This is a genomic window from Mycobacterium sp. 852014-50255_SCH5639931 (assembly GCF_001665605.1).
Taxonomy (GTDB): domain Bacteria; phylum Actinomycetota; class Actinomycetes; order Mycobacteriales; family Mycobacteriaceae; genus Mycobacterium; species Mycobacterium paraffinicum.
Genome location: NZ_LZSV01000031.1, coordinates 178,379 through 203,246, shown reverse-complemented (window position 1 = coordinate 203,246; position 24,868 = coordinate 178,379). Strand labels below are relative to the sequence as shown.

Sequence of the window (24,868 nt, the reverse complement as noted above, 5' to 3'; positions counted from 1 at the left end):
AGATGTGTATAAGAGACAGGGACCAGGCCGTCCCGCCCGGGTGAGCCGCGGCTGGAATGCCCATCGACTCGGTTTGCGGTGGGCGCCCGGCCATCCCCTGGTGCCGCCCGACTTCGAACAGCAGCTGCGGCCCGTCGGGGTTTCCGATGTTGAGGCTCTGGCCGTCGTGGATCTCGACCACCGGCACTCGCCGGCCGTTCACGAAAGTGCCGTTGAGCGAACCGTTGTCGATCGCCAGCCACCGGCCCTGGTCGAAGCGCAGCAACAGATGCGCGCGCGAGATCAACGGGTGCGTGATGCGCATGTCGGCGCGCAGATCGCGCCCCACCACCACGTCGTGACCGGCGGCAAAAGTGCGTTCTGACCCGTCAAAACGAACCGTCAAGACGGGCGGGGCTGGTGAACTCATCGGACCAACTGTATCTCGTGGACCCAAGGCCAACCTGAGGCCCAAATATGCGTTAGCGGCCCGCTATCAGTGGGCTAACACATCCGGCGCGCCCGTGACGACGCAACGCGTCCGCGTGTAAATCGTGGGCATGCACCGATTGCAGTGGGTGCACGCCGAACGCACGCTGTGTTGGTCGCCGTCGGCGGCGATCCGATTGATCAGGTCCGGCTCGGCCAGCAGCGCCCGGGCCATCGCGACGAACTGGAATCCCTCAGCCATCGCCAGGTCCATCGTCTCCCGGTTGGTGATGCCGCCCAGCAGGATCAGCGGCATCGTCAGCTCGGCGCGGAACAGCTTGGCGTCGCGCAACAGATAGGCCTCGCGGTAGGGGTACTCGCGCAGGAACTTCTTGCCCGTCATGCGCATGCCCCAACTCAGCGGTGGCTTGAACGCACCGGCGAACTCTTTCAGCGGTGCGTCGCCGCGGAACAGGTACATGGGATTGACCAGCGAACTGCCCGCGGTGAGTTCGATCGCATCCAGGCCGCCGTCGTCCTGCAACCACTTCGCGGTGATCAGCGATTCTTCGGTGCTGATGCCGCCGCGAACGCCGTCGGCCATGTTCAGCTTGGCGGTGACCGCGATCGGCGTGCCCTCCTTTTCCACCGCGCGGCGAACGGCCATCACGATGCCGCGGGCCACCTTCGCCCGGTTCTCCAGCGAGCCGCCGAACTCGTCGTCGCGGCGGTTGATCAGTGGCGACAGAAATGAGCTCGCCAAGTAGTTGTGGCCCAAATGGATTTCGACCGCGTCGAAGCCGGCCTCAATGGCCAGCCGCGCCGCGTTGGCATGCCCTTCGATGACGTCGTTGATGTCGTCGCGGGTCGCCTTCTTGGCGAACCGCATTCCGATCGGGTTGAAGAACCGCACCGGCGCCAGCGCCTTGGCCTTGTTGGATTTGGCGTTGGCGACCGGACCGGCGTGGCCGATCTGCGCGCTGACCGCCGCGCCCTCGGCGTGGATCGCATCGGTGAGCCGGCGGAACCCGGGCACCGCCTCCGGGCGCATCCAGATCCCGTTGCCCTCGGTGCGGCCGCCGGGGGAGACGGCGCAGTACGCGACGGTCGTCATGCCGACGCCGCCCGCCGCGGGAAGGCGGTGGTATTCGATCAGGTCGTCGGTCACCAAGGTGTCGGGCGTGCGGGCCTCGAAGGTCGCCGATTTGATGGTGCGATTGCGCAGCGTGACCGGGCCGAGCTTGGCCGGGCTGAACACGTCCGGAGGGGTTGACATATCGGGAGCTTAATGGCGATCGCAAGCGCGGCGAAGCCGGGCGTGGCGGGTCGCCATCATTGGGCACGGTGCCGATCGCAAGCGCGGCGAAGCCGGGCGTGGCGGGTCGCCATCATTGACCGTGCCAGACTGTCAGGCGTGGGCGCAATCACACTGGACGGCAAGGCCACCCGCGACGAGATCTTCGTCGACCTCAAACAACGGGTGGCCGCACTGACCGCGTCGGGTCGCACCCCCGGACTGGGCACCATCCTTGTCGGTGACGATCCCGGCTCGCAGGCCTATGTCCGGGGCAAGCACGCGGACTGCGCCAAGGTCGGCATCACGTCGATCCGCCGCGACCTGCCCGCCGACATCAGCACCGCGACGCTGGAAGACACCATCGACGAGCTGAACGCCAACCCCGACTGCACCGGCTACATCGTGCAGTTGCCGCTGCCCAAGCAGCTGGACGAGAACGCGGCGCTGGAGCGTGTCGACCCGAACAAGGACGCGGACGGACTGCACCCGACGAACCTCGGCCGGCTGGTGCTCAGCGTTCCGGCACCGCTGCCGTGTACCGCACGCGGGATCGTGCACCTGCTGCGGCGCTACGGCGTCGAGATAGCGGGCGCGCATGTGGTCATCATCGGCCGCGGCGTGACGGTCGGCCGTCCGCTGGGGCTGCTGCTCACCCGCCGTTCCGAGAACGCCACGGTGACGTTGTGCCACACCGGAACTCGCGATCTGGCCGCGTACACCCGGCAGGCGGACATCGTCGTGGCCGCCGTCGGGGTGCCACACATGCTGACCGCCGACATGGTGCGTCCGGGCGCCGCGGTCGTCGACGTGGGCGTCAGCCGGACCGACAACGGGTTGGTCGGCGACGTCCACCCCGACGTGTGGGAGGTCGCCGGCCACGTGTCGCCGAATCCCGGTGGAGTGGGTCCGTTGACCCGGGCGTTCCTGCTGAGCAACGTCGTCGAGCTGGCCGAGCGGCAATGAGCGCGAGGTCGGTCGTCAGGGCCCAGTGGCCAATCCTGCTGGTCGGCTTGACCTTCGCCACGGCGCTCGCGCTGGTGGGGGCCAGCTTCTGGCGTCGCGGTGCGCTGCTGATCGGTATCGGTGTCGGTCTGGCGGCGGCGCTGCGACTGGTGCTGTCCGATGATCGGTCCGGTGTTTTGGCGGTGCGCAGCAAGGGAATTGACTTCATCACCACCGCGACGGTCGCGGGGGCGATGGTCTACATCGCGTGGACCATCGATCCGCTCGGCACCCGTTAGATACCCGGGACCGCCGGGATCTGCCCGGCCATCCCGGGGATCTGCCCCGCCATCCCGGGGATCTGCCCGGCCATCCCGGGCATGCCGGGGATCTGCCCGGCCATTCCGGGCATCTGCGGCACTACGCCGGACAAATTGCCGCTGGCCAGGTTTGCCATCTGCTCGGGGCAGTAGGTCTGTATCGCGATTGTGGTGAACATGCGCGCCATCATGGGGGACATGCCCCGCCCGGACACGCTGGACGCGGCCGCGGCGAAGTTGCCGCCCGGCTGGGCGAGCATGGGGCAGATGGACTGACCGACCGACATCGCGTTCCCGGGTTCGCCGAAGTCGATGCCGGCGTGGTTGAGCGCGTCGATGAAGTTGTCGTCGGGGTTGTCCGCCTCGGCTGGAGCGGCGAACGCCGAGGCCGCGGTGAGCAGGCCGGCAACCACGGCCAGCAGGCGAACGGTCAGAGGCTGGTGGCGAAACATCCAGATCCAGTGATGCGTTCGTGCCAGTGCCTTCATGCAGCCTCCCCCTCATTCGTGGAGTGCGCAGAATGCACTCGAATCACGTTACGAACTCTGAGCTATCACTGTCACGTTTGCGACACGGTGGGATAAAGCTTCGCACAATTAGCGTTTTGCGCGATCGCCGCGGCCGCCGCTTCGATTATTGGGCCGCCGTATGCCGTCAAGACCCTCGGCGGATCGAGGCCACACTGTGATCTGACACGGCCGTAAGCTCCGGGCTTTTCGGTGAGAAATGTTTAAGAATCTCCGCACATGACGACGAATCGCAGCCGTCCGCTGGACCCCTGGTTGCAGAGGGACATCTCGCGCCAGACCTTTCTCCGCGGCGCCGTCGGAATGCTGGCAACCGGTGCGGTTCTGGGCACCGCGCGGGCGGCCGCGGATCCCGTCGCCGGATGGGGTGGGCTGGCCTCCTCCATCGGCGGCACCGTTGTCCTGCCGACCAATGCCGCTCAATTCTCCACCAGTAAAAAGGTTTTCAACTCGTTCTATGACAACTCCAGTCCCGCTGCCGTCGTGACGGTTTCGTCGCAGGCCGACGTGCAGAAGGCTGTCGCGTTCGCGACGGCCAACAACCTCAAGGTCGCGCCGCGCGGCGGTGGGCATTCGTATGTCGGTGCGTCGAGCGCCAACGGCACGTTGGTCCTGGACCTGCGTGGGCTTCCGGGTGGCGCCAACTTCGACGGCAACAACGTCACCGTCACCCCCGCGACCACGCTGTACGCGATCCATCAGGCTTTGACCGGCGCCGGTCGGGCGATCCCCAGCGGTACGTGCCCGACCGTCGGTGTCGCGGGACTCGCGCTAGGTGGTGGGATCGGGCCCGACACCCGGCGCGCGGGCCTGACCTGTGACGCGCTGCAGTCGGCGACGGTCGTGTTGCCCAGCGGCGACGTGGTGACCGCCTCCGCCAACGACAACCCGGATCTGTTCTGGGCGCTTCGCGGCGGTGGCGGCGGCAATTTCGGGGTGACGACGTCGATGACGTTCTCCACCTTCGCGACGGCCGACAGTGACGTCGTGCGCCTCGACTTCCCGCCCGCGTCGGCCACCCAGGTGCTCGTCGGCTGGCAGTCATGGCTGAACGCCGCTGACCGAAACACCTGGGGCATCGTCGATCTGATGGTCGGCTCCGCCCCGAATTGCCATGTACTGGCAACATGCCCGGCGGGCGCGGGGTCGGGAGTGGTCGATGCGATCAAGTCCGCGGTCGGGGTGGTACCCACCTCGGTTTCGAACAAGACGATGAACCGTACGGATCTGGTGATGTTCCTGGCCGGCGGTAGCGCCAACCCTCCGGCACGCTCCTTCGTGGCCGGATCCGATGTCATCGGGCCGGTGGATTCCGCTGCGGCTCATGCCATTGCCACCGCGATAGGGCAATGGCCGGCAGGTGCTGGACAGGCGTCGGTCCTCGTCGACCCGCTCGGTGGCGCCGTCGCGGACGTGGCCGCGGGTGACACCGCGTTTCCGTGGCGCAATCAGGCCGCCGTCCTGCAGTGGTACGTCGAACCCTCCAGTAGCCAGGTCAGCGCCGCGAACAGCTGGCTGAGCTCCGCACACCAAGCGGTACAACAGATTTCGGTCGGCGGATACGTGAATTACCTGGAGGCCAATGGCGCGCCGGCGCGCTACTTCGGGTCGAACCTGTCGCGGCTGACGACCGTGCGGCAGAAGTACGACCCGAATCGAGTCATGTTCTCCGGGCTGAATTTCTGAGGTCTTAGCGGCCGAGCAGACGATTTCGTTGCTCGACATATTCCTCGTCGGATATCAGCCCCTCGTCGCGCAGCCTGGCGAACTCGCGTATCTCGGCGGCGATGCCCGTCACCACGGTGCGCGGCTCGCTCTCTGTGGGCACCTCTCCATCCGCACCGGAAGCTTGATCGTTGATTGCTTGCTTACCAACGGGTTCCGCGATTCGTCGGCCGCCGTCGCGCCTGCCGACGGCGTCGCGAATGGCGCGTCCTGCCGTGCCCGCCAGGGCCATCTCGCCGAACGTGCTCTCGAAACCGGGCACCACCGCCGTCGCGGCGGCACCGGCGGGCGCGGCCGGCAACGCGAGCGCGATGGGGCGTATCGCCGGGGTCGCCGCAACCCAGGTCGGCGGCACCGAGAGCCGGCCGATCGAGTCGCCCTCGCCCAGTCTCGCCGACGTCGTCGTTGACACCACGTTGGGCGTTGTCGCCGGGACGGGCGGTGTCACGCTCCTCACTACCGACAGGGGCGCGCCGTTAACATCCCAGTCACTGACGATGTCATCGGTGTGCAAACCGGTTTCAGCACCGATCAGGTCGATGGGCATGGACACCGCTCCCAGCGGGGCCAATGGGGCGTCGACGCCATAGGCAATCGCGTCCGCACCGACATTGATCAGGTCCAACGGCGAGTTCACGCCGAGCGCGGACGCCGCGGCGCCCGCCGCCCCAGACGCCGAGCTCGCTGAGCCGGCAGCGCTCGAGACCGCGCTGTGCGCGGACCCGGCAGGCAGCTGGGCAGCTTGGCTGAGCGCACCGGCCTGCGCCCCCGAATTGGTGTTCTGCTGTGGCGGGGTGAACGGCGTCATCTGCGTGGCCGCCGCCGAGGATCCCGCGTAGCCGTACATCGCGACCGCGTCTTGCGCCCACATCTCGCCGTACTGAGCTTCGGTCGCTGCGATCGCAGGCGTGTTCTGCCCCAACAGATTCGTGGCAACCAGCATCGCCAGTTGGCTCCGGTTGGCCGCGACCTCCGGCGGCGGCACGGTTGCCGCGAACGCTGCCTCGTAGGCTGCGGCGGCGGCAATGGCCTGCGTAGCGGTCTGCTCCGCCTGCGCGGCGGTTGTGCTCAACCACGACACGTAGGAGTTGGCGGCGGCAGCCATCATGATCGACGACGGACCCAGCCATGGTCCGGCGATGAGAGCAGAGACCACCGATTCATACGAGCCGGCGGCGGTATACAGCTCTGCTGCAACCGATTCCCATGCCTGGGCGGCGGCAAGCATTGGTCCCGAACCCGGACCGGCGTACATCAGGCCCGAGTTGACTTCCGGCGGTAGCGTCGCAAAATCCATTGCAAAGCCCAGCTATCCGAACGAGAGCGGATCGCGGGCACACGCGGCAATCCCCAGAGCCATGGACGACAAGCCTCCCCCTAAATGAATTGTTGGCATGGCGCGGCTTAGCCTGCGCCGAGACGTTGCCGAGGGGCGGGCGTCGAGCTCGGTCAACGTGAGAATCAATGTGTTGTAGCGGTCAATGGCTCGCTACACCGCGCCCCTCTCTGGCTGGTTGGAGGCGTCGAACGTTGTCTTCATTCGGCGCATCGGCGTCCATTCCAGGTTCGGCACAACGACAATCACCGTCGGTGAGTGATCCGTCCGCGGCAGGGCGCCGCAGGGGCTGCCCCTTACGCAAGGTGGCGATGAGTTCTCGGTATGGACCGACGAGATAGACGGTGTCACCGGCGCTGAGCCGCGCATCCCGGCGCGGATGCAGCCGAACGGGTGCATCCTCCCGAGTGACTGCGATGACACGGGTTTGCGTCGACACTTCGAACATCTGCAGCCCGTCGAGTTCGCTGCCGGCCTGCACGTACATTCCTCCGATCAGAAACGATCGGTTTCCGACCGAAAACGTGCCAAGCACCTGCAGGCCCATCGCTGCGCCGATGAACCACGGCGCGGCCAGTTCAACTGTGGAACGGACGTTTTCGAAGCCGAACCGCTGGGCGACCGCGGATCCCAGGTCATGGTCGTACACCCGCAGGACAAGCGGGACCTTGCTCCACCGATTGCCGGCCGGGGCCGGCTCGGAGCCCAACATTTCGCGAACCACGATCCCCGCCTCGATGTTGACCATGTCGTCTCGGGTCAGCACCGCGACTGCGCGGGCGCTGTCGACTCGGGCCGCTTCCAGGGTCGGGCGCAATGTCGCGTCCCCGAAGATGACCGGCACGTCGAGCTCGGCTGTCGTCGACAGGAAGGGGTTGTTCTGGTCGCGCTCGATCACCGCCACGTCGTAACCGGCCTCTGTCAGGTCGGTGACGACCCGAACCCCGAGCGCGCTCAACCCGACCACGATGATGTGGTTGCGCAAGTGGCGTGCCCTCGGGCGGGCGGACAACGTGAGAAATCGCCGCGAGAGCAGCACGTCGGCGATGAAGGCGACAAGCAGGGCGGTGGTGGTCACGCCGGCCAGCATCAGCACGGCGGCGTACAGCCGCAGCCAGGTCGGCTGTTTGGCGAAGCTGAAGTCGCCGTAACCCGTCGTCGTGATCGTCTCGTTGGTGAAGTAGAACGCGTCGGTCCAGGACATGCCCGGGTGGGTGTAGGAGAAGTGCAGCAACGTCGTAGAGCCGATGACCAGAAACATCAGCGCGACGATCACGGGATAGAACGCGGGGTTGACCTCGTCGGGCAGGGCGCGCGCGGCATACAGGATCCGGCGCAAGCGTGATTGGCGTGCACGCGTTCGCGCCTGACGCGGAACCTTGATGCCGCAGGCGGCGACCTCCTCGGTAGTGCCGATCATCGCCGTCCAGTCGCCGGCGCTGACCCGCAGATCACGTCCCGGGCATACGAGGACCTCACCGGGGTTGGCGGCGTTCTCGTTGTGGACCATCGCCACCGGGGCCAGGTCGCCATAGATCTCCCGCAGCGACGCATCGAATGGTGCCTCGGCGCCGAAGACCACGAACTCGATCCCCGCCACCTCGAAGGGGTGCGTGGTGCGCGCCAGGCACGCCTCGACGACCGCAGCGCCCGCGAGATCGGCAACACCGAGGATCGCGCTGGGCCCCTCGTCGGCGGCGACGGCTTCGCGCAATACGTCGTTGGCCACCCGGGCGACCACGCGGATGTTCGGGTTGGCCTTCCGCGCCAGCAGTGCGATCTCCAAGTTCGTCGCGTCATCATTTCCGGCGCACACGACAGCCGACGCTGCGGCGACGCCCGCCCTGGCGAGTTCGGTTTTGACGCGGGCGCCGGCGAGTTCCGAATCGAGGAGTCTCGCGACGCTCGCGCCGGCCCTCTTCAACTCGTCGACGATGGTCGACGCCAGCGCGTCATCACCGCTGACGATGATGCACTGGGTCATGACGTTTCACCTCTCCGCGGACCACGGCTACCCCTCCGTCGACATTGATCACGAACAGTGACGCGAAACCCATGTGGCACAAGCACTTATTCGCTTAGCGGGCATCTCGCGCTACTCCAAGGGAATGGAGATCTAATCCGATGCTAACAGGCAGATTCCGGATGCGGCGAGCGCGAAGGCTTTCGGGTTTCCAACGAAGAGGCCGTCGACGATTGGAACCCGACGCTCGAATACACTAGAGCACAACGTAACTCAATTTATACAAGTGCGGCTTGTGTCAAATGGTATAGAGGTGCGTGTCACCGTAGCGCCCAGAATCATTGCTGTACAACCCCGTTGACATTCCTGTGCATTTACTGTCCATATAGGGCGGTATGGGCAGACAGCGGCGTCATTGCAAATTGCCTTATCGCACAACAGTTATCGCGAGATGCGTTCCGGTGCTCAATCAGCTCGGAAGCTGAGCGTTTGTTACCAGCGGCGCATTCTTTGTTACATCCAAGTGGCCCGCTGAGAGTCTGCTGACAATTCTTCTGACAATTTCCTGTGTTTATGGTTGCCGGCCGAAGAGGGTAGGGCGACAAAAACAATTGCGGCAGATACGCTGTCGGCGAGCATCATCGCTCGGGGAAAACGTTTCAGAACAGGCGGGGGAAGGAATATGCGCTGTGCCAACATCTTTGGCTGACAGGCGGCCCGGTGAGCACAGGGCATGGTCATCACTGTCCGACGTGTGCAAGCGGGGCCTTCTCGGCAGGCCCCTGATCAACTCGCAGCTCGAACACGAAAAGTTGTCCAACCCGGTCGCGCTCGGGGTGCTGTCGCCCGACGCAATCTCCTCGACTGCATACGGCTCCGAGCAGATCATGATCGAACTGCTGCCTGCGGCCGGGATGGCGGCGTTCGCCCTGCTGCTTCCGATCACCGGCGTCATTCTCTTGATCCTGGTGCTGGTCGCGGCGTCGTATCGCCAAGTTGTCATGGTCTATACGCGGTCCGGCGGATCGTACGTGGTCGCGCGGGAGAATTTCGGCCCTCGGGTTGCGCAGGTCGCCGCGGCGGCACTGCTGATCGACTACGTGGTCACGGTCGCCGTGCAATGCGCCGCGGGGACTGTCGCGGTGGCTTCGGCGTTACCGATCCTGGGCCCATACAGCCTTGAGATCACCGTCGGCATGGTGTTGTTGATGTGCTTTGCGAACCTGCGCGGGCTGCGGGAAGCGGGAGCACGCTTCGCGGTGCCCACCTACGCCTTCGTGACCATGGTGTCGCTAACCATCGTTGTCGGAGTCATTCGCGAGCTGTGCGGAAACCTCCCGACATACGACCCCCAGCACATCATCGGAGCGGTGCCGGTCCAGCAGGGCGGCGGATTGGTGATGGGTGCGACCGTTCTGATTGTATTGCGCGCGTTCGCCAACGGTGGCTCATCACTTACCGGAGTCGAAGCCATATCGAACACGGTCACCACTTTCCGCAAGCCGGAGGGCATCAACGCCCGGCGAGTCATGACAATCATGGCCTGCATCCTCGCGTTCCTGCTCGCAGGTGTGGCGTGGCTGACGCACGTGACCCACGCCGTCCCGCACACCGACGGGTACCCGTCCATGTTGTCCGAGATCGCCCGGGCCGTCTTCGGTCACGGCGTGATCGGCAATGTGCTCTACATCTTGGTGCAGGCGTCGACCGCGGCGATCCTCTACACCGGCGGCAACACGAGCTTCAACGGCTTTCCCGCGCTGGCGAGTTTCGTTGCCGGGGACCGGTTTTTGCCACGCCCACTGATGAAACGCGGCCATCGCCTGGTCTTCTCCAATGGCATCATCGCCCTGACCGCGCTGTCGATCGGATTGCTCCTCATCACCGGGGGCTCGGTTGATGCGCTGGTGCCCTTCTACGCGATCGGTGTGTTCACCGGATTCTCCATGGCCGGCTACGGGATGACGAAGCATTACCTGAGCACGCGCAGCCCAGGCTGGCGGCGCAAGGTGCTGGTGAACTTCTCCGCCGGGATCCTGTCGACGGTCGTGGTGGGGATCTTTGCGGTGGCGAAATTCAGCGAGGGCGCCTGGCTCATCGTCGTCGTCTTCCCGCTGCTGGTGCTGGCGTTGATGCGACTGAACCGCCAGTACCGTGCGGAGGCCTCCGTGCTGGAGATGTCACGCACGGAAAAGCCGGTTCTGGCCCGCTACACCCGGCACCGGGTCTTCGTCTTCGTGGATTCCATCGACCTCGCGGAGGTGGAAGCGCTGCGATATGGGAACGGTCTGCACGCCGACGAGCTGACCGTCGTGCATTTCGTGATCGACGCCGATCATGCCGCCCGGCTGCAGAAGCGTTGGGAGATATTCGAACACGACACCTCCCTTCGCTTGGTGGACTGCGCCGATCGGCACTTGGGGCGCGCCGCGCACGAGTTGGTGCAGCAGGTGCTCGAGGACCATCCGGACACCAAGGCGACCGTGCTGTTGCCACGCCGAACCTATTCGCCGCTCGTCGGCCGGCTGCTGCACGACCGCACGGCGGACAAGATCGCCCGCGCCGTCAGCCGCATTCCCGGTGCGGTCGCGCAGATCGTGCCCTATGACATCGAGTCCCGCATCGCCGAGGTCACCCGCGCGGGATGACGTCATTCGGCCTCGAGTCGGGCCGGCACTAGATCCAAATCGCTTGGAAAGCCTTCGAGGAAGGGATGCTGTGACCCAACCGGGTGGCGGGATACCGCTCTCCTTTACCGATAAGTGCAAGCGGCTTTTCCTAGGGCAGCCGTTGACCACCGACCAGCTGGACGGGGAGAGATTGTCGAATCCCGTTGCACTCGGCGCACTGTCACCCGACGCGATCTCCTCGACCGCGTACGGCACCGAGCAGATCATGATCGAACTGCTGCCGGCCGCCGGGATGGCGGCTTTCGCGTTGGTGCTTCCGATTACCGGAGTCATTCTGGTGGTCCTCGCGTTGGTAGCCGCGTCATACCGCCAGATCGTCATGGCCTACACGCGGGCCGGCGGGTCCTACACGGTCGCACGGGAGAACTTTGGACCCCGGTTGGCACAGGTCGCGGCCGCCGCGCTCCTCATCGATTACGTGGTCACCGTGGCGGTGCAGCCCGCGGCCGCGACCGTGGCGGTCGTGTCGGCGATTCCGCAGCTACGGCCCTACCACCTGGAGATCACGCTGGCGGCGGTGGTCTTGATCTGCCTGGCCAACCTGCGCGGACTGCGGCGATCGGGGCGCACGTTCGCGATGACGACCTATGCTTTCATCGGCATGATCACGGTGACGATCTTGACCGGCTTTGTTCGTGAAATATTCTGGGGGTTACCGAGATACGATCCGCAGCACATCGTGGGTCTAGTGCCGGTTCATCAGGGTGGCGGCCTGGTCATGGGGGCGAGCCTCCTGATCGTGTTGCGCGCCTTCGCCAACGGCGGTACCTCACTGACCGGTGTCGAGGCGGTGTCGAACACCGTCAACATCTTTCAGAAACCCCAGGGCGTCAACGCCCGTCGGGTGCTGACGTGGATGGCCTGCATCCTCGGCTTCCTGCTCGCGGGAGTGGCGTGGCTGACGCACGTCACCCACGCCGCACCCTATCGCGATGAATACCCGTCGATGTTGTCCGAGATCGCCCGGGCGGTCTTCGGCCACGGCGTGATCGGGAATGTTCTGTATTTCCTGGTGCAGGCGTCGACCGCGGCGATCCTGTTCACGGGTTGCAACACCAGCTTCAACGGCTTCCCCGCGCTGGCGAGTTTCGTTGCCGAGGACCGCTTTTTGCCTCGCCCCTTGACCAAACGCGGCCATCGCCTGGTGTTCTCGAACGGCATCTTCGTGCTGACCGCGCTGGCGATGGTGTTGCTCATCGTCACCGAAGCCAAGGTGAGTGCGCTGGTGCCGTTCTTCGCGATCGGCGTGTTCACCGCATTCGCGATGGCCGGGTACGGTATGGCCAAGCATCATCTGACCCAGCGCGGGCAGGGGTGGCGATTCAAGTTGGTGGTGAATCTGTCGGCGGGAATCATGTCGACGATCGTGGTGGGAATCTTCGTGGTGGCCAAGTTCACCGAGGGGGCGTGGCTCATCGTCGTCATCTTCCCGTTGCTGGTGCTGGCCTTGATGCGGCTGAACCGGAAATACCGTGACGAGGCGTCCGTGCTGGAGATGTCGCGCACGGAAGACCTTGACCTTGCGCGGCATCCACGGCTGCAGGTGCTGGTGTTCGTGGACACGATTGACCTGGCCGAGATCGAGGCGGTGCGTCTCGGCTATGGCCTGCATGCCGACGAGCTCACCGCGGTGCACTTCGTGATCGACGTCGACCATGCCGTGCGGCTGCGCGAGCGTTGGGATCGCTTTGAGCACCACACCCCGCTGTGGCTGATCAACTGTCCGGATCGTCATCTGAGCCGCGCCGCACACGAATTGGTGGTGCGCGTCCTCAAGGACCATCCGGACACCAGGGTGACGGTGCTGTTGCCACGGCGCACCTATTCACCGCTCTTGGGCCGGCTACTGCACGACCGCACGGCTGACAAGATGGCGCGTGTTGTCAGCCGCGTCCGAGGTGCGACGGCAATCATCGTGCCCTACGACATCGAGTCACGGATTGCACGGGTCGCACCCGCCGGCGTTGATGCTCGCGCCACCGAAGTGGTTGGTCCGGTGCCGACACCGATCCTCAGCCTGGTCGACGACTGATCCGAAATCATTTGCACGAGTGTGCATCTATGGCGATTTCGGACCGCTTCTTGTCGGTGGGGGTGGCTAGTTTGACGGTATGAATCCAAGTAGGCATGACGATGCGGTCGAGGTTTTCGACGCGCTGGATGCCGACTTGGACCGGGCCTGTGAGCTGTCGTTCGACGCGTCGAACACCCAGCGGTGTCTGGACTTTTTGGAGCGTTGCGAGCGCTTCCGCCGCCGCATCGCCGCCGTCGAGCATCCACTGATCAACAACCTGGCTCACCAGGCCACCCCAGAAGAGTTGGGTGGCACCCTGCCGCATGCGATCGCCGAGGCCACGTTGATCAGCCGCGCCGAGGCCTCCCGGCGCGTGCGGGAGGCCACCGACCTGGGCCCGCGCCACGGGCTGACCGGCGAACCGCTGGAGCCGGTCCTGCCCGCGACCGCCGCCGCCCAACGCGCCGGCAAATTGGGCACCGGGCAGGTGGCGGTGATCCGTCGGTTCTTTCACCACCTGCCCGGCTGGGTCGATGCCGCCACCCGCGAGGCCGTCGAGGCCGACCTGGCCGCGGCGGGCACCCACTTTCGCCCCGAGCAGCTCGCCGAACTCGCCGACCACGTAGCCGACTGCCTCAACCCCGATGGCACCTACACCGACAGCGACCGGGCGCGACGGCGTGGTTTGATGCTGGGCAAGCAGGGCCCCGACGGCATGTCACAGCTGCGCGCCATGATCACCCCCGAGCTACGCGCCACCCTGGAAGCCGTACTGGCCAAACTCGCCGCGCCCGGCATGTGCAACCCCCTCGATGACACCGCATGCGTGGACGGCGCCCCCAGTGAAGAGGCCATCGACCGCGACGCCCGCAACGCCGCGCAACGCAACCACGACGGGCTGCTCGCGGCCGCACGGGCGCTGTTGGCCTCGGGAAAACTGGCCCAGCACAACGGATTACCGGCCTCGATCGTCGTCACGACGACACTGCAAGACCTGCAGGCCGCCGCCGGCACGGGCCGCACCGGTGGGGGCACCCGGCTGCCGATGAGCGACGTGATCCGCCTGGCCCGACACGCCCACCACTACCTGGCCGTCTTCGACAACGCCAAACCCCTAGCCCTCTACCACACCAAACGGCTGGCCTCCCCCGGACAGCGAATCGTGCTGTATGCCAAGGACCGCGGCTGCAGCGCACCCGGATGCACCGTGCCCGGCTACCTCTCCGAGGTCCACCACGTCACCGACTACGCCCAATCCCGGCGCACCGACATCAACGGCCTCACCTTCGCCTGCGGACCTCACCACCGCCTCATCAAACCCGGCGGATGGACCACCCGCACCAACACCTTCCACCACCCCGAAAAGCTGCTACGGGATGACGATGACGATGCGCCTTAGTGCTGTCTACTCGGACAGCGTCGCCCGGATGCACACGGTGACGTAGGGCAGCGCCAGCCCAGTCGAATTCGCCAGCGCCGGATGGGTGGCCAGCAACTCGCGCACCTGCTCCAGTGTCCTGGTGCGGACCTCGGTCGGCGAGGTGATGCAGTAGCTGCGTGATGCGACCAGGTCGATCAACGCTTGCGGCGTAAGGTAATTCGTCCACTCGACCTGGTGGCGCTCCGGCTCGGTGAACGACTCGGACAGCGTGACGTCGAAACGGCCCCGGTCGCCGTCGGAGCCGATGATGTCGCCCAACTCCCGCACCCAGCCCAGCCGCTCGTCGCGGGTGTTCCACACCAGTCCCAGCCGACCGCCCGGGCGCAGCACGCGGGCTATCTCCGGAATGGCGCGCTCGGGATCCACCCAATGCCATGCCTGCGCGACCAGCACGACGTCGACGCTGTTGTCCGGCAACGGGATTCCCTCCGCGGTGCCCAGCAGCGCCCGGGTCTCCGGCAGGGAGGTACGTAACACTTCCAGCATGTCGGGAATCGGGTCGACGGCCACCACGTCCAGCCCGCGCTCCACCAGCCGGGTGGTCAGCTTGCCGGTACCCGCACCCAGGTCCAGCACCTGGCGCGCGTCGCGTGGCAATAGCCAGTCGATGGCCTCCGGGGGATAGGACGGGCGCCCCCGCTCGTAGGCCGCGGCCGCCGAACCGAACGACAGGGAGCGGTCGTGGCGAGAGCGGGTCACCGCCGACACGCGCCTTCGCCGTCCGCCGAGTCGGCCAAATCCAACGTCTTGCGGATCAGCTCGCCGACCGCATCGGATTCCACCAGGAAGCCGTCGTGCCCGCAGATGGATTCGACAACCTGCAGACCGCTGCAGCCCGGCAGCAGCTCGGCGAGCTCCTCCTGCAGCCGCAGCGGGTACAGCCGGTCGGAGGTGATGCCGCCGACGACGGCCGGCACCGGGCAACCGCTCAGGGCCTTGCGCACCCCGCCGCGGCCGCGACCGACGTCGTGGCTGTTGAGCGCCTCGGTCAGCGTCACGTAGCTGCCCGCGTCAAAGCGGGCCAGCAGCTTGTCGCCCTGATGCTCCAGGTAGCTCTGCACGGCATACCGGCTGTCTTCGGCGCCCTGCTTGTCGTTGCTGAACCGGGTGTCAAGCTCAGCTTCCCCGCGGTAGGTCAGGTGGGCGAAGCGGCGGGCGATGGTCAGGCCGGTGTCCGGTGTGCGGCCGGTGCCGTGGTAATCGCCGCCCTGCCAGTTCGGGTCGGCTTTGATGGCCGCGATCTGCGTGGTCTGCGTGCCGATCTGGTCCGCGGTCGCCCGCGCACCGACCGCCAGCAGCAGGCCGGCCCGGACGCGGCTGGGGTGACCGACCATCCACTCCAAAGCCCTTGCGCCGCCCATGGATCCGCCGACCACGGCGGCCACCTCGTCGATCCCGAGCGCTGCCAGCGCGGCGATGTCGGCCTCCACCTGATCGCGCACCGAAATCATCGGAAACCGTGAGCCCCAAGGCTTTCCGTTCCGGGCCAGCGAGCTCGGTCCGGTCGAACCGCGGCAACCGCCCAGCACGTTGGTGGCCACGGCGCACCAGCGGTCCGTGTCGATCGGCCCGCCAGGGCCGGCCACCCCGTCCCACCAGCCGCCGGTGGGATGCCCGGGTCCGGCGGGGCCGGTGATGTGCGAGTCACCGGTCAGCGCGTGCAGCACGACCACCACGTTGTCGCGGGTCGGCGACAGCTCACCCCAGCGCTGAACGGCGATGCAGACATCCTCGATCACCGCGCCGCTCTCGGTGGTCAGCGAGCCGATGTGCACCAGGCCGATCTCGCCTTCGGCGGGCAGCGTCTGGGTGGGGACGTCGGAGATCGTCATCGCCGGGGTCCTTAGAACGCCGCCACGGCTTGCGGGTCGGCGCCCGAGGTTTGCGCGTCCGCACCGTACTTGCGCGCCGCGGCGAACCCGAGCTCCAGGTCGGCCAGGATGTCGTCGATGCCCTCGATGCCGACGGCCAGCCGCACCAGTCCCGGGCTGACCCCGGTGCTCAGCTGCTCGGCCGGGCTCAGCTGCGCGTGGGTGGTGGACGCCGGGTGGATCACCAGCGAACGCACATCGCCGATGTTCGCGACGTGGCTGTGCAGCTTCAGGGCGTTCACGAACGCCTTGCCGGCCTCGACGCCGCCGGCCAGCTCGAACGCCAGCACCGCGCCGGTTCCTTTGGGCGCCAGCTTTTTTCCGCGCTCGTGCCACGGCGAGCTTGGCAGGCCGGCGTAGTTGACCGACAACACGCCGTCGTGGCCGGCCAGGTACTCGGCCACGCGCTGCGCGTTCGCGACGTGGCGCTCCATGCGCAAGCTCAGCGTTTCGATGCCCTGAGCCACCAGGAACGCGTTGAATGGCGAAGCGGCGGAACCGAGGTCGCGCAGCAGTTGCACGCGCGCCTTCAGCGCATACGCCGGCGGGCCGAGCTCGGCGAACACCACGCCGTGGTAGCTCGGGTCGGGTGTGGTGAATCCGGGGAAGCGGCCCTGCGTCCAGTCGAAGGTGCCGCCGTCGACGATGACGCCGGCGATCGCCGAGCCGTGCCCGCCCAGGTACTTGGTGGCCGAATGCACCACGATGTCCGCGCCGTGCTTGAACGGCTGGATCAGGTAGGGCGTGGCGATGGTGTTGTCGACGATCAGCGGTATCCCGTTGGCGTGGGCGACGCCGGCCACCCCGGGGATGTCCAGCACGTCGATCTGCGGATTCGAGATGGTCTCGCCGAAGAACGCCTTGGTGTTCGGTCGCACGGCGGCCTGCCAGGAGTCCGGGTCGTCGGGGTCGTCGACGAAGCTGACCTCGATGCCGAGCTTGGCCAGCGAATAGTGGAACAGGTTGTATGTGCCGCCGTAGAGCCGCGGGCTGGAGACGATGTGATCCCCGGCAAACGCGAGGTTCAGTATGGCGAAGGTCTCAGCGGCCTGCCCGGAGCTCAAGAAGAGCGAGGCCACACCGCCCTCGAGCGCGGCGATGCGTTGCTCGACGACGTCGGTGGTCGGGTTGCCGATCCGGGTGTAGATGTTGCCCGGAACTTCCAGTCCGAACAGCGCGGCGGCGTGGGTGGTGTCGTCGAACGTGTAGGACGTGGTCTGGTAGATCGGCAGGGCGCGGGCGTTGGTCGCCGGGTCCGGTTGCTGACCGGCGTGCACCTGCTTGGTCTCGAACGACCAGCGGGCGGTCGGGTCGGTGTCGTCGTTGCTGGTGGTGCTGTTGTCGGGGCTCACGTGGGTTTGCTTTCTGCTTCGAGATTGGCGAATCGGGTATCGGGGTTGCGGGTTAGCAGCGCGACACGATTCGACACATGGGCCGATCCGAAGAAGCTGGATATGTGCACATCACGTCTTCCCCTCTAGTCAGGGGTCCGTTATGGCGGACCCGCGCTTGCCGCGCAGCCTGTGGCTACTAGACCTGGTCATCACCCGGGGCACCCCACCGCGGTTGGAGGGTTGCCGGCCAGCAAGCCGGGGCTTGATGCTGGCACTCATGACCAATACGAAGATTAGCTTACTGTGCCGACTTCGTGCCAATGGCGGGTCGACACCTGGCCAAACGCCCTTGATAACGTGGCAGGAAGAACGCTGAGCCCCCCAGAGATCTGACCGATATTCGAAGATTTGCCACGCCGGGAGAGGGACCGTGAGCGCCGAACAGCCGACCGTCATCTACACACTGACCGACGAGGCGCCGTTGCTGGCGACCTACGCGTTCCTCCCGATCGTGCGCGCCTTCGCGGAGCCGGCGGGCATCCAGATCAAGTCCAGCGACATCTCCGTCGCCGCCCGGATCCTCGCCGAGTTCCCCGAACACCTGACCGAAGAGCAACGGGTTCCGGACAACCTGGGGGAGCTGGGCAAGCTGACCAAGCTCGCCGACACCAACATCATCAAGCTGCCGAACATCAGCGCCTCGGTGCCCCAGCTGATCGCCGCCGTCAAGGAGCTGCAGGGCAAAGGCTTCAAGATTCCGGACTTCCCGCAGAGTCCGAAGACCGACGAGGAGAGGGAAATCCGCGCCCGCTACGGCAAATGCCTGGGCAGCGCGGTCAACCCGGTTCTGCGAGAAGGCAACTCGGACCGGCGCGCGCCAAAGGCCGTCAAGGAGTACGCGCGCAAGCACCCACACAGCATGGGGGAGTGGTCGCCGGCCTCGCGCACCCATGTCGCGACCATGCGGCACGGCGACTTCTACCACGGTGAGAAGTCGATGACGCTGGACCGCGCGCGCAACGTGAAGATGGTGCTGGAGACCAAGGGCGGGAAGACCCTCGAGCTCAAGCCCAAGGTCGAGCTGCGCGAAGGCGACGTCATCGACAGCATGTTCATGAGCAAGAAGGCCCTGGTCGAGTTCTACGAAGAGCAGATGCAGGACGCCTACGAGACCGGCGTGATGTTCTCGCTGCACGTCAAGGCAACGATGATGAAGGTCTCGCATCCCATCGTCTTCGGCCACGCCGTAAAGGTCTTCTACAAGGACGCCTTCGCCAAGCACCAGGAGCTCTTCGACGAGCTGGGCGTCGACGTCAACAACGGATTGGTCGACCTCTACAGCAAGATCGAGGCGCTGCCCGCGTCGCTGCACGAGGAGATCATCCGCGACCTGCACGCCTGCCACGAACACCGCCCCGAACTGGCGATGGTCGATTCGGCCAAGGGCATCACCAACTTTCATTCGCCCAGCGACGTGATCGTGGATGCCTCGATGCCGGCGATGATCCGCGCGGGCGGCAAGATGTGGGGCGCCGACGGGCGGCAGAAGGACACCAAGGCCGTCAACCCCGAGTCGACCTTCTCCCGGATCTACCAAGAGATCATCAACTTCTGTAAAACCCACGGGCAGTTCGACCCGACCACGATGGGCACCGTGCCCAACGTCGGCCTGATGGCGCAGCAGGCCGAGGAGTACGGCTCGCACGACAAGACGTTCGAAGTCCCCGAGGACGGCGTCGCCAACATCGTCGACCTCGACACCGGGGAAGTCCTGCTCACCCAGAACGTCGAGGCCGGCGACATCTGGCGGATGCCCATCGTCACCGACGAAGCGATTCGCGACTGGGTCAAGCTGGCCGTCAACCGGGCGCGGAACTCGGGCATGACGGTGGTGTTCTGGCTGGACACCGAGCGGCCGCACGAGGTCGAGCTGCGCAAGAAGGTCAAGGAGTACCTCAAAGAGCACGACACCGAGGGCCTGGAGATCCAGATCATGCCGCAGGTGTGGGCCATGAGGTACACGCTGGAGCGCGCGATGCGCGGGCAGGACACCATCGCCGCAACCGGAAACATCCTGCGCGATTACCTCACCGACCTGTTCCCGATCCTGGAGCTGGGCACCAGCGCCAAGATGCTGTCCATCGTGCCGTTGATGGCCGGCGGCGGAATGTACGAAACGGGAGCGGGCGGTTCGGCGCCCAAGCACGTCCACCAACTGCTCGAGGAGAATCATCTGCGCTGGGATTCCCTCGGTGAATTCCTCGCTCTCGGAGCATGTTTCGAAGATATCGGGATCAAGACCGACAACGAGCGCGCCAAGATACTGGGCAAGACGCTGGACGCGGCGATCGGCAAGCTGCTGGAGAACAACAAGAGTCCGTCGCGCAAGGCCGGCGAACTCGACAACCGCGGCAGCCAGTTCTATTTGGCGCTGTACTGGGCCTCCGAACTTGCGCAATCCGACGACGAAGAGCTGCGCGAGCATTTCGCCGCGCTGGCCAAGTCGTTGGGCGACAACGAGGACACCATCGTGGCCGAGCTCGCCGAGGCGCAGGGCGAGTCGGTCGACCTCGGTGGCTACTACTACCCGGACAGCGAGAAGACGACTGCGGTGATGCGGCCGAGCAAGACGTTCAATGAGGCGTTAGCCGCTTCGCAAGGCTCGTAAGGTTAAGAGCCGCAAACAGAAAGTCGGGCTCGATATGTCAGGCGAATACAAGATCAAAGTCAAGGGGCCCATAGTCGAGCTCGACGGTGACGAGATGACCCGGGTCATCTGGAAGTTCATCAAGGACATGCTGATCCTGCCGCATCTCGACATCCACCTGGACTACTACGACCTGGGCATCGAAAACCGCGACCGCACCAACGATCAGGTGACGATCGACGCCGCGTACGCCATCAAGAAGCACCGGGTGGGTGTCAAGTGCGCCACCATCACCCCCGACGAGGCCCGTGTCTCCGAATTCAACCTGAAGAAGATGTGGCTGTCACCCAACGGCACGATCCGGAACATCCTGGGCGGCACCATCTTCCGTGAGCCGATCGTGATCTCCAACGTGCCGCGCCTGGTGCCCGGCTGGACCAAGCCGATCGTCATCGGCCGCCACGCGTTCGGCGACCAGTACCGGGCGACGAACTTCAAGGTCGACAAGCCGGGCACCGTCTCGATCACGTTCACACCGTCGGACGGCAGCAAGCCGATGGTGCACGAGGTGGTGTCCATCCCCGACGACGGTGGTGTCGTGATGGGGATGTACAACTTCAAGGAATCCATCCGGGATTTCGCGCGCGCCTCGCTGGCCTACGGCCTGAACGCCAAGTGGCCGGTGTACCTGTCCACCAAGAACACCATCCTCAAGGCCTACGACGGCATGTTCAAGGACGAGTTCCAGCGCATCTACGACGAGGAGTTCAAGGACAAGTTCGAGGCCGAGGGGCTGACCTACGAGCACCGGCTGATCGACGACATGGTGGCCGCCTGCCTCAAGTGGGAGGGCGGCTACGTGTGGGCCTGCAAGAACTACGACGGCGACGTCCAGTCCGACCTGGTCGCGCAGGGCTACGGATCGTTGGGGCTGATGACGTCGGTGCTGATGACCGCCGACGGCAAGACGGTCGAGGCCGAGGCCGCCCACGGCACCGTCACCCGGCACTTCCGCCAGTACCAGGCCGGCAAGCCGACGTCGACGAACCCGATCGCCTCGATCTTCGCCTGGACGCGTGGGCTGCAGCACCGCGGCAAGCTCGACGGCACCCCGGAGGTGATCGAGTTCGCCCAGACGCTGGAAAACGTGGTGGTCGAGACGGTGGAGAGCGGGAAGATGACCAAGGACCTGGCCATCCTCATCGGCCCCGACCAGGAATGGCAGCAGAGCGAGGAGTTCCTCAACTCGATCGCCGAGAACCTGGAAAAGAAGCTGGCTAACTAGCCGATGGGTTCGCGCCCCGGCTTGCGGCGGTGCACTCGTCGAGGAACTCGGTGATCAGTTCGGCCACGCGCTCGGGCGCCTCGAACATCGGGATGTGCCCCACGCCGTCGAGCTCGGTGACCTGGTGGTCGTCGGGCAGATGGGTGGTGAAATGCCGGCTGAACCTGGGTGCGGGCACAATCCGGTCCTTCTCGCAGATCACCAGGTGCGCCGGGACGGCGTTTTCGGCGAGCTCCTGCAGGCCGTGCAGCAGCAGCGACTTGACCAGCAGCTGGAAGTAGGCCGGGCAGTGGGCGACGTCGTCGATGCAGCCGAGCAGTTGAGAGTCGCTGATCCCCTCCGGCGTTGCGCTGATCGCGTAGGTGGCCAGCTGGCGGCTGAACGGCAGGCGCATCACCTTCGGGCCGAACAGCCAGGCCAGCACCAGTAGCGGAATGCCGAGGATGAACTTGGCGATCACCTCGAACTTGGCCGGGCTCCACCGCGTCCAGCCGCCGGCCGGGGCGATGCCCATGACGCTGCGCGCCCGCCCGCGTCGCTCGAGCTCGAACGCGACCCAGCCGCCCAGCGAGTTGCCGACGATGTGGGCGGTATCCCAGCCCAGCTCGTCCATCTGGTGCTCCACGTGGTCGGCCAGCACCGCCGAAGACAGGAACCAGGTCCCGGCGGGCGGCCCGCCATTGTGGCCGGCCATCGTCGGGGCGAAAACCTCATACCGCCCGGTGTCGGCCAACCGCCGGGCGACGTCCTCCCAGACCGCCTGGGACAGCAGGAACGGGTGCAGCAACAGAACCGGCTGTCCCGAACCGAGGTGGATCGGTGGCCGCGTCCCTGTGTTGCTGTTCGTCCTCTTGCTCCCCATACCGCCGACATTAAAGGCGGTACCGCCGGTACCGCAAGCGAGGGCAGCGCGAGCGCCCGTCTCGCCGCACTCTGGAAGGCGGGGGCCCGGCTGGCCGGGCACTCGGCAGAAGCGGGCCGCGTGAAAAGATCGGTGCATCATGAGCACCGCTACCGGATCCCGCCGGATTTTCTCCGGCGTGCAGCCCACCTCCGATTCGCTTCACCTGGGGAACGCCTTGGGTGCCATCACCCAGTGGGTCGCGCTGCAGGACGATCACGAGCCCTTCTTCTGCGTGGTCGACCTGCACGCCATCACGATCCCCCAGGATCCCGACGCGCTGCGCCGCCGGACCCTGGCCACGGCCGCCCAATACCTGGCGCTGGGCATCGACCCCGCCCGCAGCACGATCTTCGTGCAGAGCCACGTGCCCGCGCACTCCCAGCTGGCCTGGGTGCTGGGCTGCTTCACCGGCTTCGGTCAGGCCTCGCGGATGACGCAGTTCAAAGACAAGTCGGCCCGCCAGGGCGGCGACTCCACCACCGTGGGCCTGTTCACCTATCCGGTGTTGCAGGCCGCCGACGTCCTGGCCTACGACGCCGAGCTGGTGCCGGTGGGCGAGGACCAGCGCCAGCATCTCGAGCTGGCGCGCGACGTGGCCCAGCGGTTCAACAGCCGGTTCCCCGACACGTTCGTGGTTCCCGACCTGCTGATCCCGAAGGTCACCGCCAAGATCTACGACCTGCAGGAGCCGACGTCGAAGATGAGCAAGTCGGCGGCCACCGATGCCGGCTTGATCAACCTGCTCGACGATCCCGCCGCGTCCGCGAAGAAGATTCGCTCGGCGGTCACCGACAGCGAGCGTGAGATCCGCTTCGACACCGACGCGAAGCCGGGCGTGTCCAACCTGCTGACCATCCAGTCCGCGGTCACCGGCGTCGGCATCGACAAGCTCGTGGAAGGCTACGCCGGACGGGGCTACGGCGACCTGAAGAAGGAGACCGCCGAGGCGGTCGTCGAGTTCGTCAGCCCGATCAAGGCCCGCGTCGACGAATTGCTGGCTGACCCAGCCGAATTGGAGGGGATCCTGGCGGCCGGGGCACACCGGGCCGAGGATGTGGCCGGCGAAACCGTTCGGCGGGTCTACGATCGGTTAGGTTTCCTTCCGCAACGAGGATGAGTTCACCATGAGCGAGCCGGCCAAGGCGGGCGCCCTCGACCGGCTGCGGGCCCGGTACGGCTGGCTCGACCACGTCCTGCGCGCCTACCAGCGCTTCGACGACCGCAACGGCGGGTTCTTCGCGGCCGGCCTCACCTATTACACGATCTTCGCGCTATTCCCTTTGCTGATGGTCGGTTTCGCGGCCTTCGGGTTCATCCTGGTCCGGCGGCCCGAGCTGCTGAAATCGATCGACGACCACATCCGGTCCCAGGTGACCGGCGCGCTGGGCGATCAGCTGCTCGACTTGATGAACTCGGCGATCGATGCGCGGGCGTCGGTGGGTGTGATCGGCCTGGCCACCGCGGTCTGGGCGGGTCTGGGCTGGATATCGCATCTACGCCAGGCGTTGACGGAGATGTGGTGGGACGAGCGCATCGAGTCGCCGGGCTTCGTGCGCAACAAGCTTTCCGATCTGTTGGCCATGCTGGGGACCTTCGCGGTGATCGTGGCCACTGTCGGCCTGACCACCGTTGGCCATGACGCGCCCCTCGCCGCACTGTTGAAATGGCTTGGGGTGCCGCAGCTTTCGGTATTGGACTGGCTGTTTTGGCTGTTGTCGATCGTGATCTCGACCGCCATCTCGTGGATGCTGTTCACCTGGATGATCGCCCGGCTGCCGCGCGAGAAGGTCAGCCTGGCCGACTCGGCGCGCGGCGCGCTGATGGCGGCGGTCGGGTTCGAAGCGTTCAAGCAGGTGGGTTCCATCTATCTGCGGGTGGTGTTGCGCAGCCCCGCGGGAGCCACGTTCGGCCCGGTGCTGGGTCTGATGGTGTTCGCCTACATCACCTCGTATCTCGTGCTCTTCTGCACCGCGTGGGCGGCGACGGCATCCGATCACCCGCGCACCCGCCACGTCGCACCGCCCGCGCCGGCGATCATCGCCCCGCGCGTGCAACTGGACGAGGGGATCAGCACGCGGCAGACGCTGACCGCGATGGCGATGGGAGCCGTTGGGGCGCTGGCTCTTTCGCGTGTCACGCGGCGGGGCCGGTAGCGGTCGGAACG

The 24,868-nt window shown here is 66.0% G+C and carries 17 protein-coding genes, 2 pseudogenes and 1 riboswitch; of the genes and pseudogenes, 10 read left to right on the top strand and 9 right to left on the bottom strand.

The window, feature by feature from the left end; all coding sequences use genetic code 11:
- On the bottom strand, positions 1–409 hold a 409-nt coding region (locus A5758_RS18490), incomplete at its 3' end, for an FHA domain-containing protein (protein WP_156622692.1).
- A 66-nt stretch (positions 410–475) separates the two neighbouring features.
- Positions 476–1,684 carry an NADH:flavin oxidoreductase gene (locus tag A5758_RS18485; RefSeq protein WP_067742850.1) on the bottom strand — a complete coding sequence of 403 codons (1,209 nt, stop codon included), beginning with the start codon at positions 1,682–1,684 and terminating at the stop codon, positions 476–478.
- Between the two features lie 138 nt (positions 1,685–1,822).
- Here A5758_RS18485 and A5758_RS18480 point away from each other — a divergent pair, with 138 nt between their 5' ends.
- On the top strand, positions 1,823–2,668 hold the full coding sequence (locus tag A5758_RS18480) for a bifunctional methylenetetrahydrofolate dehydrogenase/methenyltetrahydrofolate cyclohydrolase (RefSeq protein ID WP_067742847.1): 846 nt from the start codon (positions 1,823–1,825) through the stop codon (positions 2,666–2,668).
- Positions 2,665–2,946 (top strand): DUF3017 domain-containing protein, encoded by a 282-nt coding sequence (locus A5758_RS18475; RefSeq protein WP_067742843.1) that lies wholly within the window; start codon positions 2,665–2,667, stop codon positions 2,944–2,946. The genes A5758_RS18480 and A5758_RS18475 overlap by 4 nt, the downstream gene beginning before the upstream one ends.
- On the opposite strand, the gene A5758_RS18470 is transcribed toward A5758_RS18475, so the two are convergent.
- Positions 2,943–3,455, bottom strand: coding sequence for a DUF732 domain-containing protein (locus A5758_RS18470; RefSeq protein ID WP_067742840.1), 513 nt, complete (start codon positions 3,453–3,455; stop codon positions 2,943–2,945). The genes A5758_RS18475 and A5758_RS18470 overlap by 4 nt on opposite strands.
- Before the next feature lie 294 nt (positions 3,456–3,749).
- Between A5758_RS18470 and A5758_RS18465 the strand changes: the two genes are divergently transcribed.
- Positions 3,750–5,180 carry an FAD-binding oxidoreductase gene (locus tag A5758_RS18465; RefSeq protein WP_067742906.1) on the top strand — a complete coding sequence of 477 codons (1,431 nt, stop codon included), beginning with the start codon at positions 3,750–3,752 and terminating at the stop codon, positions 5,178–5,180.
- A 4-nt stretch (positions 5,181–5,184) separates the two neighbouring features.
- Here the strand turns inward: A5758_RS18465 and A5758_RS18460 are convergent, their stop codons facing one another.
- Positions 5,185–6,516 carry a PPE domain-containing protein gene (locus A5758_RS18460; RefSeq protein ID WP_067742837.1) on the bottom strand — a complete coding sequence of 444 codons (1,332 nt, stop codon included), beginning with the start codon at positions 6,514–6,516 and terminating at the stop codon, positions 5,185–5,187.
- A gap of 313 nt (positions 6,517–6,829) precedes the next feature.
- Positions 6,830–8,539, bottom strand: a pseudogene (locus tag A5758_RS18455) (NAD-binding protein); the annotation flags it as partial.
- 680 nt (positions 8,540–9,219) lie between these two features.
- Between A5758_RS18455 and A5758_RS18450 the strand changes: the two are divergent.
- The 3 genes and pseudogenes from A5758_RS18450 to A5758_RS18440 all read left to right on the top strand — a co-directional run bounded on the left by A5758_RS18450 (position 9,220) and on the right by A5758_RS18440 (position 14,621).
- Entirely contained in the window at positions 9,220–11,166 is a 1,947-nt protein-coding gene (locus A5758_RS18450) for an APC family permease (protein WP_082939754.1), read from the top strand.
- A 70-nt stretch (positions 11,167–11,236) separates the two neighbouring features.
- Positions 11,237–13,183, top strand: a pseudogene (locus tag A5758_RS18445) (APC family permease); the annotation flags it as partial.
- A 136-nt stretch (positions 13,184–13,319) separates the two neighbouring features.
- Positions 13,320–14,621 carry an HNH endonuclease signature motif containing protein gene (locus A5758_RS18440; protein ID WP_067742834.1) on the top strand — a complete coding sequence of 434 codons (1,302 nt, stop codon included), beginning with the start codon at positions 13,320–13,322 and terminating at the stop codon, positions 14,619–14,621.
- A 6-nt stretch (positions 14,622–14,627) separates the two neighbouring features.
- Here the strand turns inward: A5758_RS18440 and A5758_RS18435 are convergent, their stop codons facing one another.
- From A5758_RS18435 to A5758_RS18425, 3 genes are read right to left on the bottom strand one after another with little or no spacing between them, the layout of a single operon-like run.
- Complete coding sequence (locus A5758_RS18435) at positions 14,628–15,362, bottom strand: class I SAM-dependent methyltransferase (protein WP_067742904.1); 735 nt, start codon at positions 15,360–15,362, stop codon at positions 14,628–14,630.
- The gene (locus tag A5758_RS18430; RefSeq protein ID WP_067742831.1) at positions 15,359–16,495 is read right to left on the bottom strand and encodes a homoserine O-acetyltransferase; all 1,137 of its coding nucleotides are present in this window, start codon (positions 16,493–16,495) and stop codon (positions 15,359–15,361) included. Before A5758_RS18430 ends, A5758_RS18435 begins: the two co-directional genes overlap by 4 nt.
- An 11-nt stretch (positions 16,496–16,506) precedes the next feature.
- Positions 16,507–17,886, bottom strand: coding sequence for a bifunctional o-acetylhomoserine/o-acetylserine sulfhydrylase (locus A5758_RS18425; RefSeq protein WP_067742828.1), 1,380 nt, complete (start codon positions 17,884–17,886; stop codon positions 16,507–16,509).
- Between the two features lie 148 nt (positions 17,887–18,034).
- Positions 18,035–18,151, bottom strand: a riboswitch (SAM riboswitch).
- A gap of 147 nt (positions 18,152–18,298) precedes the next feature.
- Between A5758_RS18425 and A5758_RS18420 the strand changes: the two genes are divergently transcribed.
- Positions 18,299–20,536, top strand: coding sequence for an NADP-dependent isocitrate dehydrogenase (locus A5758_RS18420; protein WP_067742825.1), 2,238 nt, complete (start codon positions 18,299–18,301; stop codon positions 20,534–20,536).
- A 34-nt stretch (positions 20,537–20,570) separates the two neighbouring features.
- Positions 20,571–21,800, top strand: coding sequence for an NADP-dependent isocitrate dehydrogenase (locus A5758_RS18415; RefSeq protein ID WP_067742822.1), 1,230 nt, complete (start codon positions 20,571–20,573; stop codon positions 21,798–21,800).
- Here A5758_RS18415 and A5758_RS18410 read toward each other — a convergent pair.
- Positions 21,793–22,590, bottom strand: a complete 798-nt coding sequence (locus A5758_RS18410; protein WP_067207627.1) for an alpha/beta fold hydrolase — start codon at positions 22,588–22,590, stop codon at positions 21,793–21,795. The genes A5758_RS18415 and A5758_RS18410 overlap by 8 nt on opposite strands.
- Before the next feature lie 211 nt (positions 22,591–22,801).
- On the opposite strand from A5758_RS18410, the gene trpS reads away from it, so the two are divergent.
- Both trpS and yhjD read left to right on the top strand, forming a co-directional pair.
- The gene (trpS, locus tag A5758_RS18405) at positions 22,802–23,821 is read left to right on the top strand and encodes a tryptophan--tRNA ligase (RefSeq protein ID WP_067742819.1); all 1,020 of its coding nucleotides are present in this window, start codon (positions 22,802–22,804) and stop codon (positions 23,819–23,821) included.
- Between the two features lie 7 nt (positions 23,822–23,828).
- Entirely contained in the window at positions 23,829–24,857 is a 1,029-nt protein-coding gene (yhjD, locus tag A5758_RS18400; RefSeq protein ID WP_067742816.1) for an inner membrane protein YhjD, read from the top strand.
- Positions 24,858–24,868 lie beyond the last annotated feature (11 nt).

What these genes read in the sequence shown, in the direction of transcription:
- A5758_RS18485 (WP_067742850.1), bottom strand. Translation starts at nt 1,684, where the DNA reads ATGTCAACCCCTCCGGACGTGTTCAGCCCGGCCAAGCTCGGCCCGGTC.
- A5758_RS18475 (WP_067742843.1), top strand. Translation starts at nt 2,665, where the DNA reads ATGAGCGCGAGGTCGGTCGTCAGGGCCCAGTGGCCAATCCTGCTGGTC.
- A5758_RS18470 (WP_067742840.1), bottom strand. Translation starts at nt 3,455, where the DNA reads ATGAAGGCACTGGCACGAACGCATCACTGGATCTGGATGTTTCGCCAC.
- A5758_RS18460 (WP_067742837.1), bottom strand. Translation starts at nt 6,516, where the DNA reads ATGGATTTTGCGACGCTACCGCCGGAAGTCAACTCGGGCCTGATGTAC.
- A5758_RS18440 (WP_067742834.1), top strand. Translation starts at nt 13,320, where the DNA reads ATGAATCCAAGTAGGCATGACGATGCGGTCGAGGTTTTCGACGCGCTG.
- A5758_RS18430 (WP_067742831.1), bottom strand. Translation starts at nt 16,495, where the DNA reads ATGACGATCTCCGACGTCCCCACCCAGACGCTGCCCGCCGAAGGCGAG.
- A5758_RS18415 (WP_067742822.1), top strand. Translation starts at nt 20,571, where the DNA reads ATGTCAGGCGAATACAAGATCAAAGTCAAGGGGCCCATAGTCGAGCTC.
- trpS (WP_067742819.1), top strand. Translation starts at nt 22,802, where the DNA reads ATGAGCACCGCTACCGGATCCCGCCGGATTTTCTCCGGCGTGCAGCCC.
- yhjD (WP_067742816.1), top strand. Translation starts at nt 23,829, where the DNA reads ATGAGCGAGCCGGCCAAGGCGGGCGCCCTCGACCGGCTGCGGGCCCGG.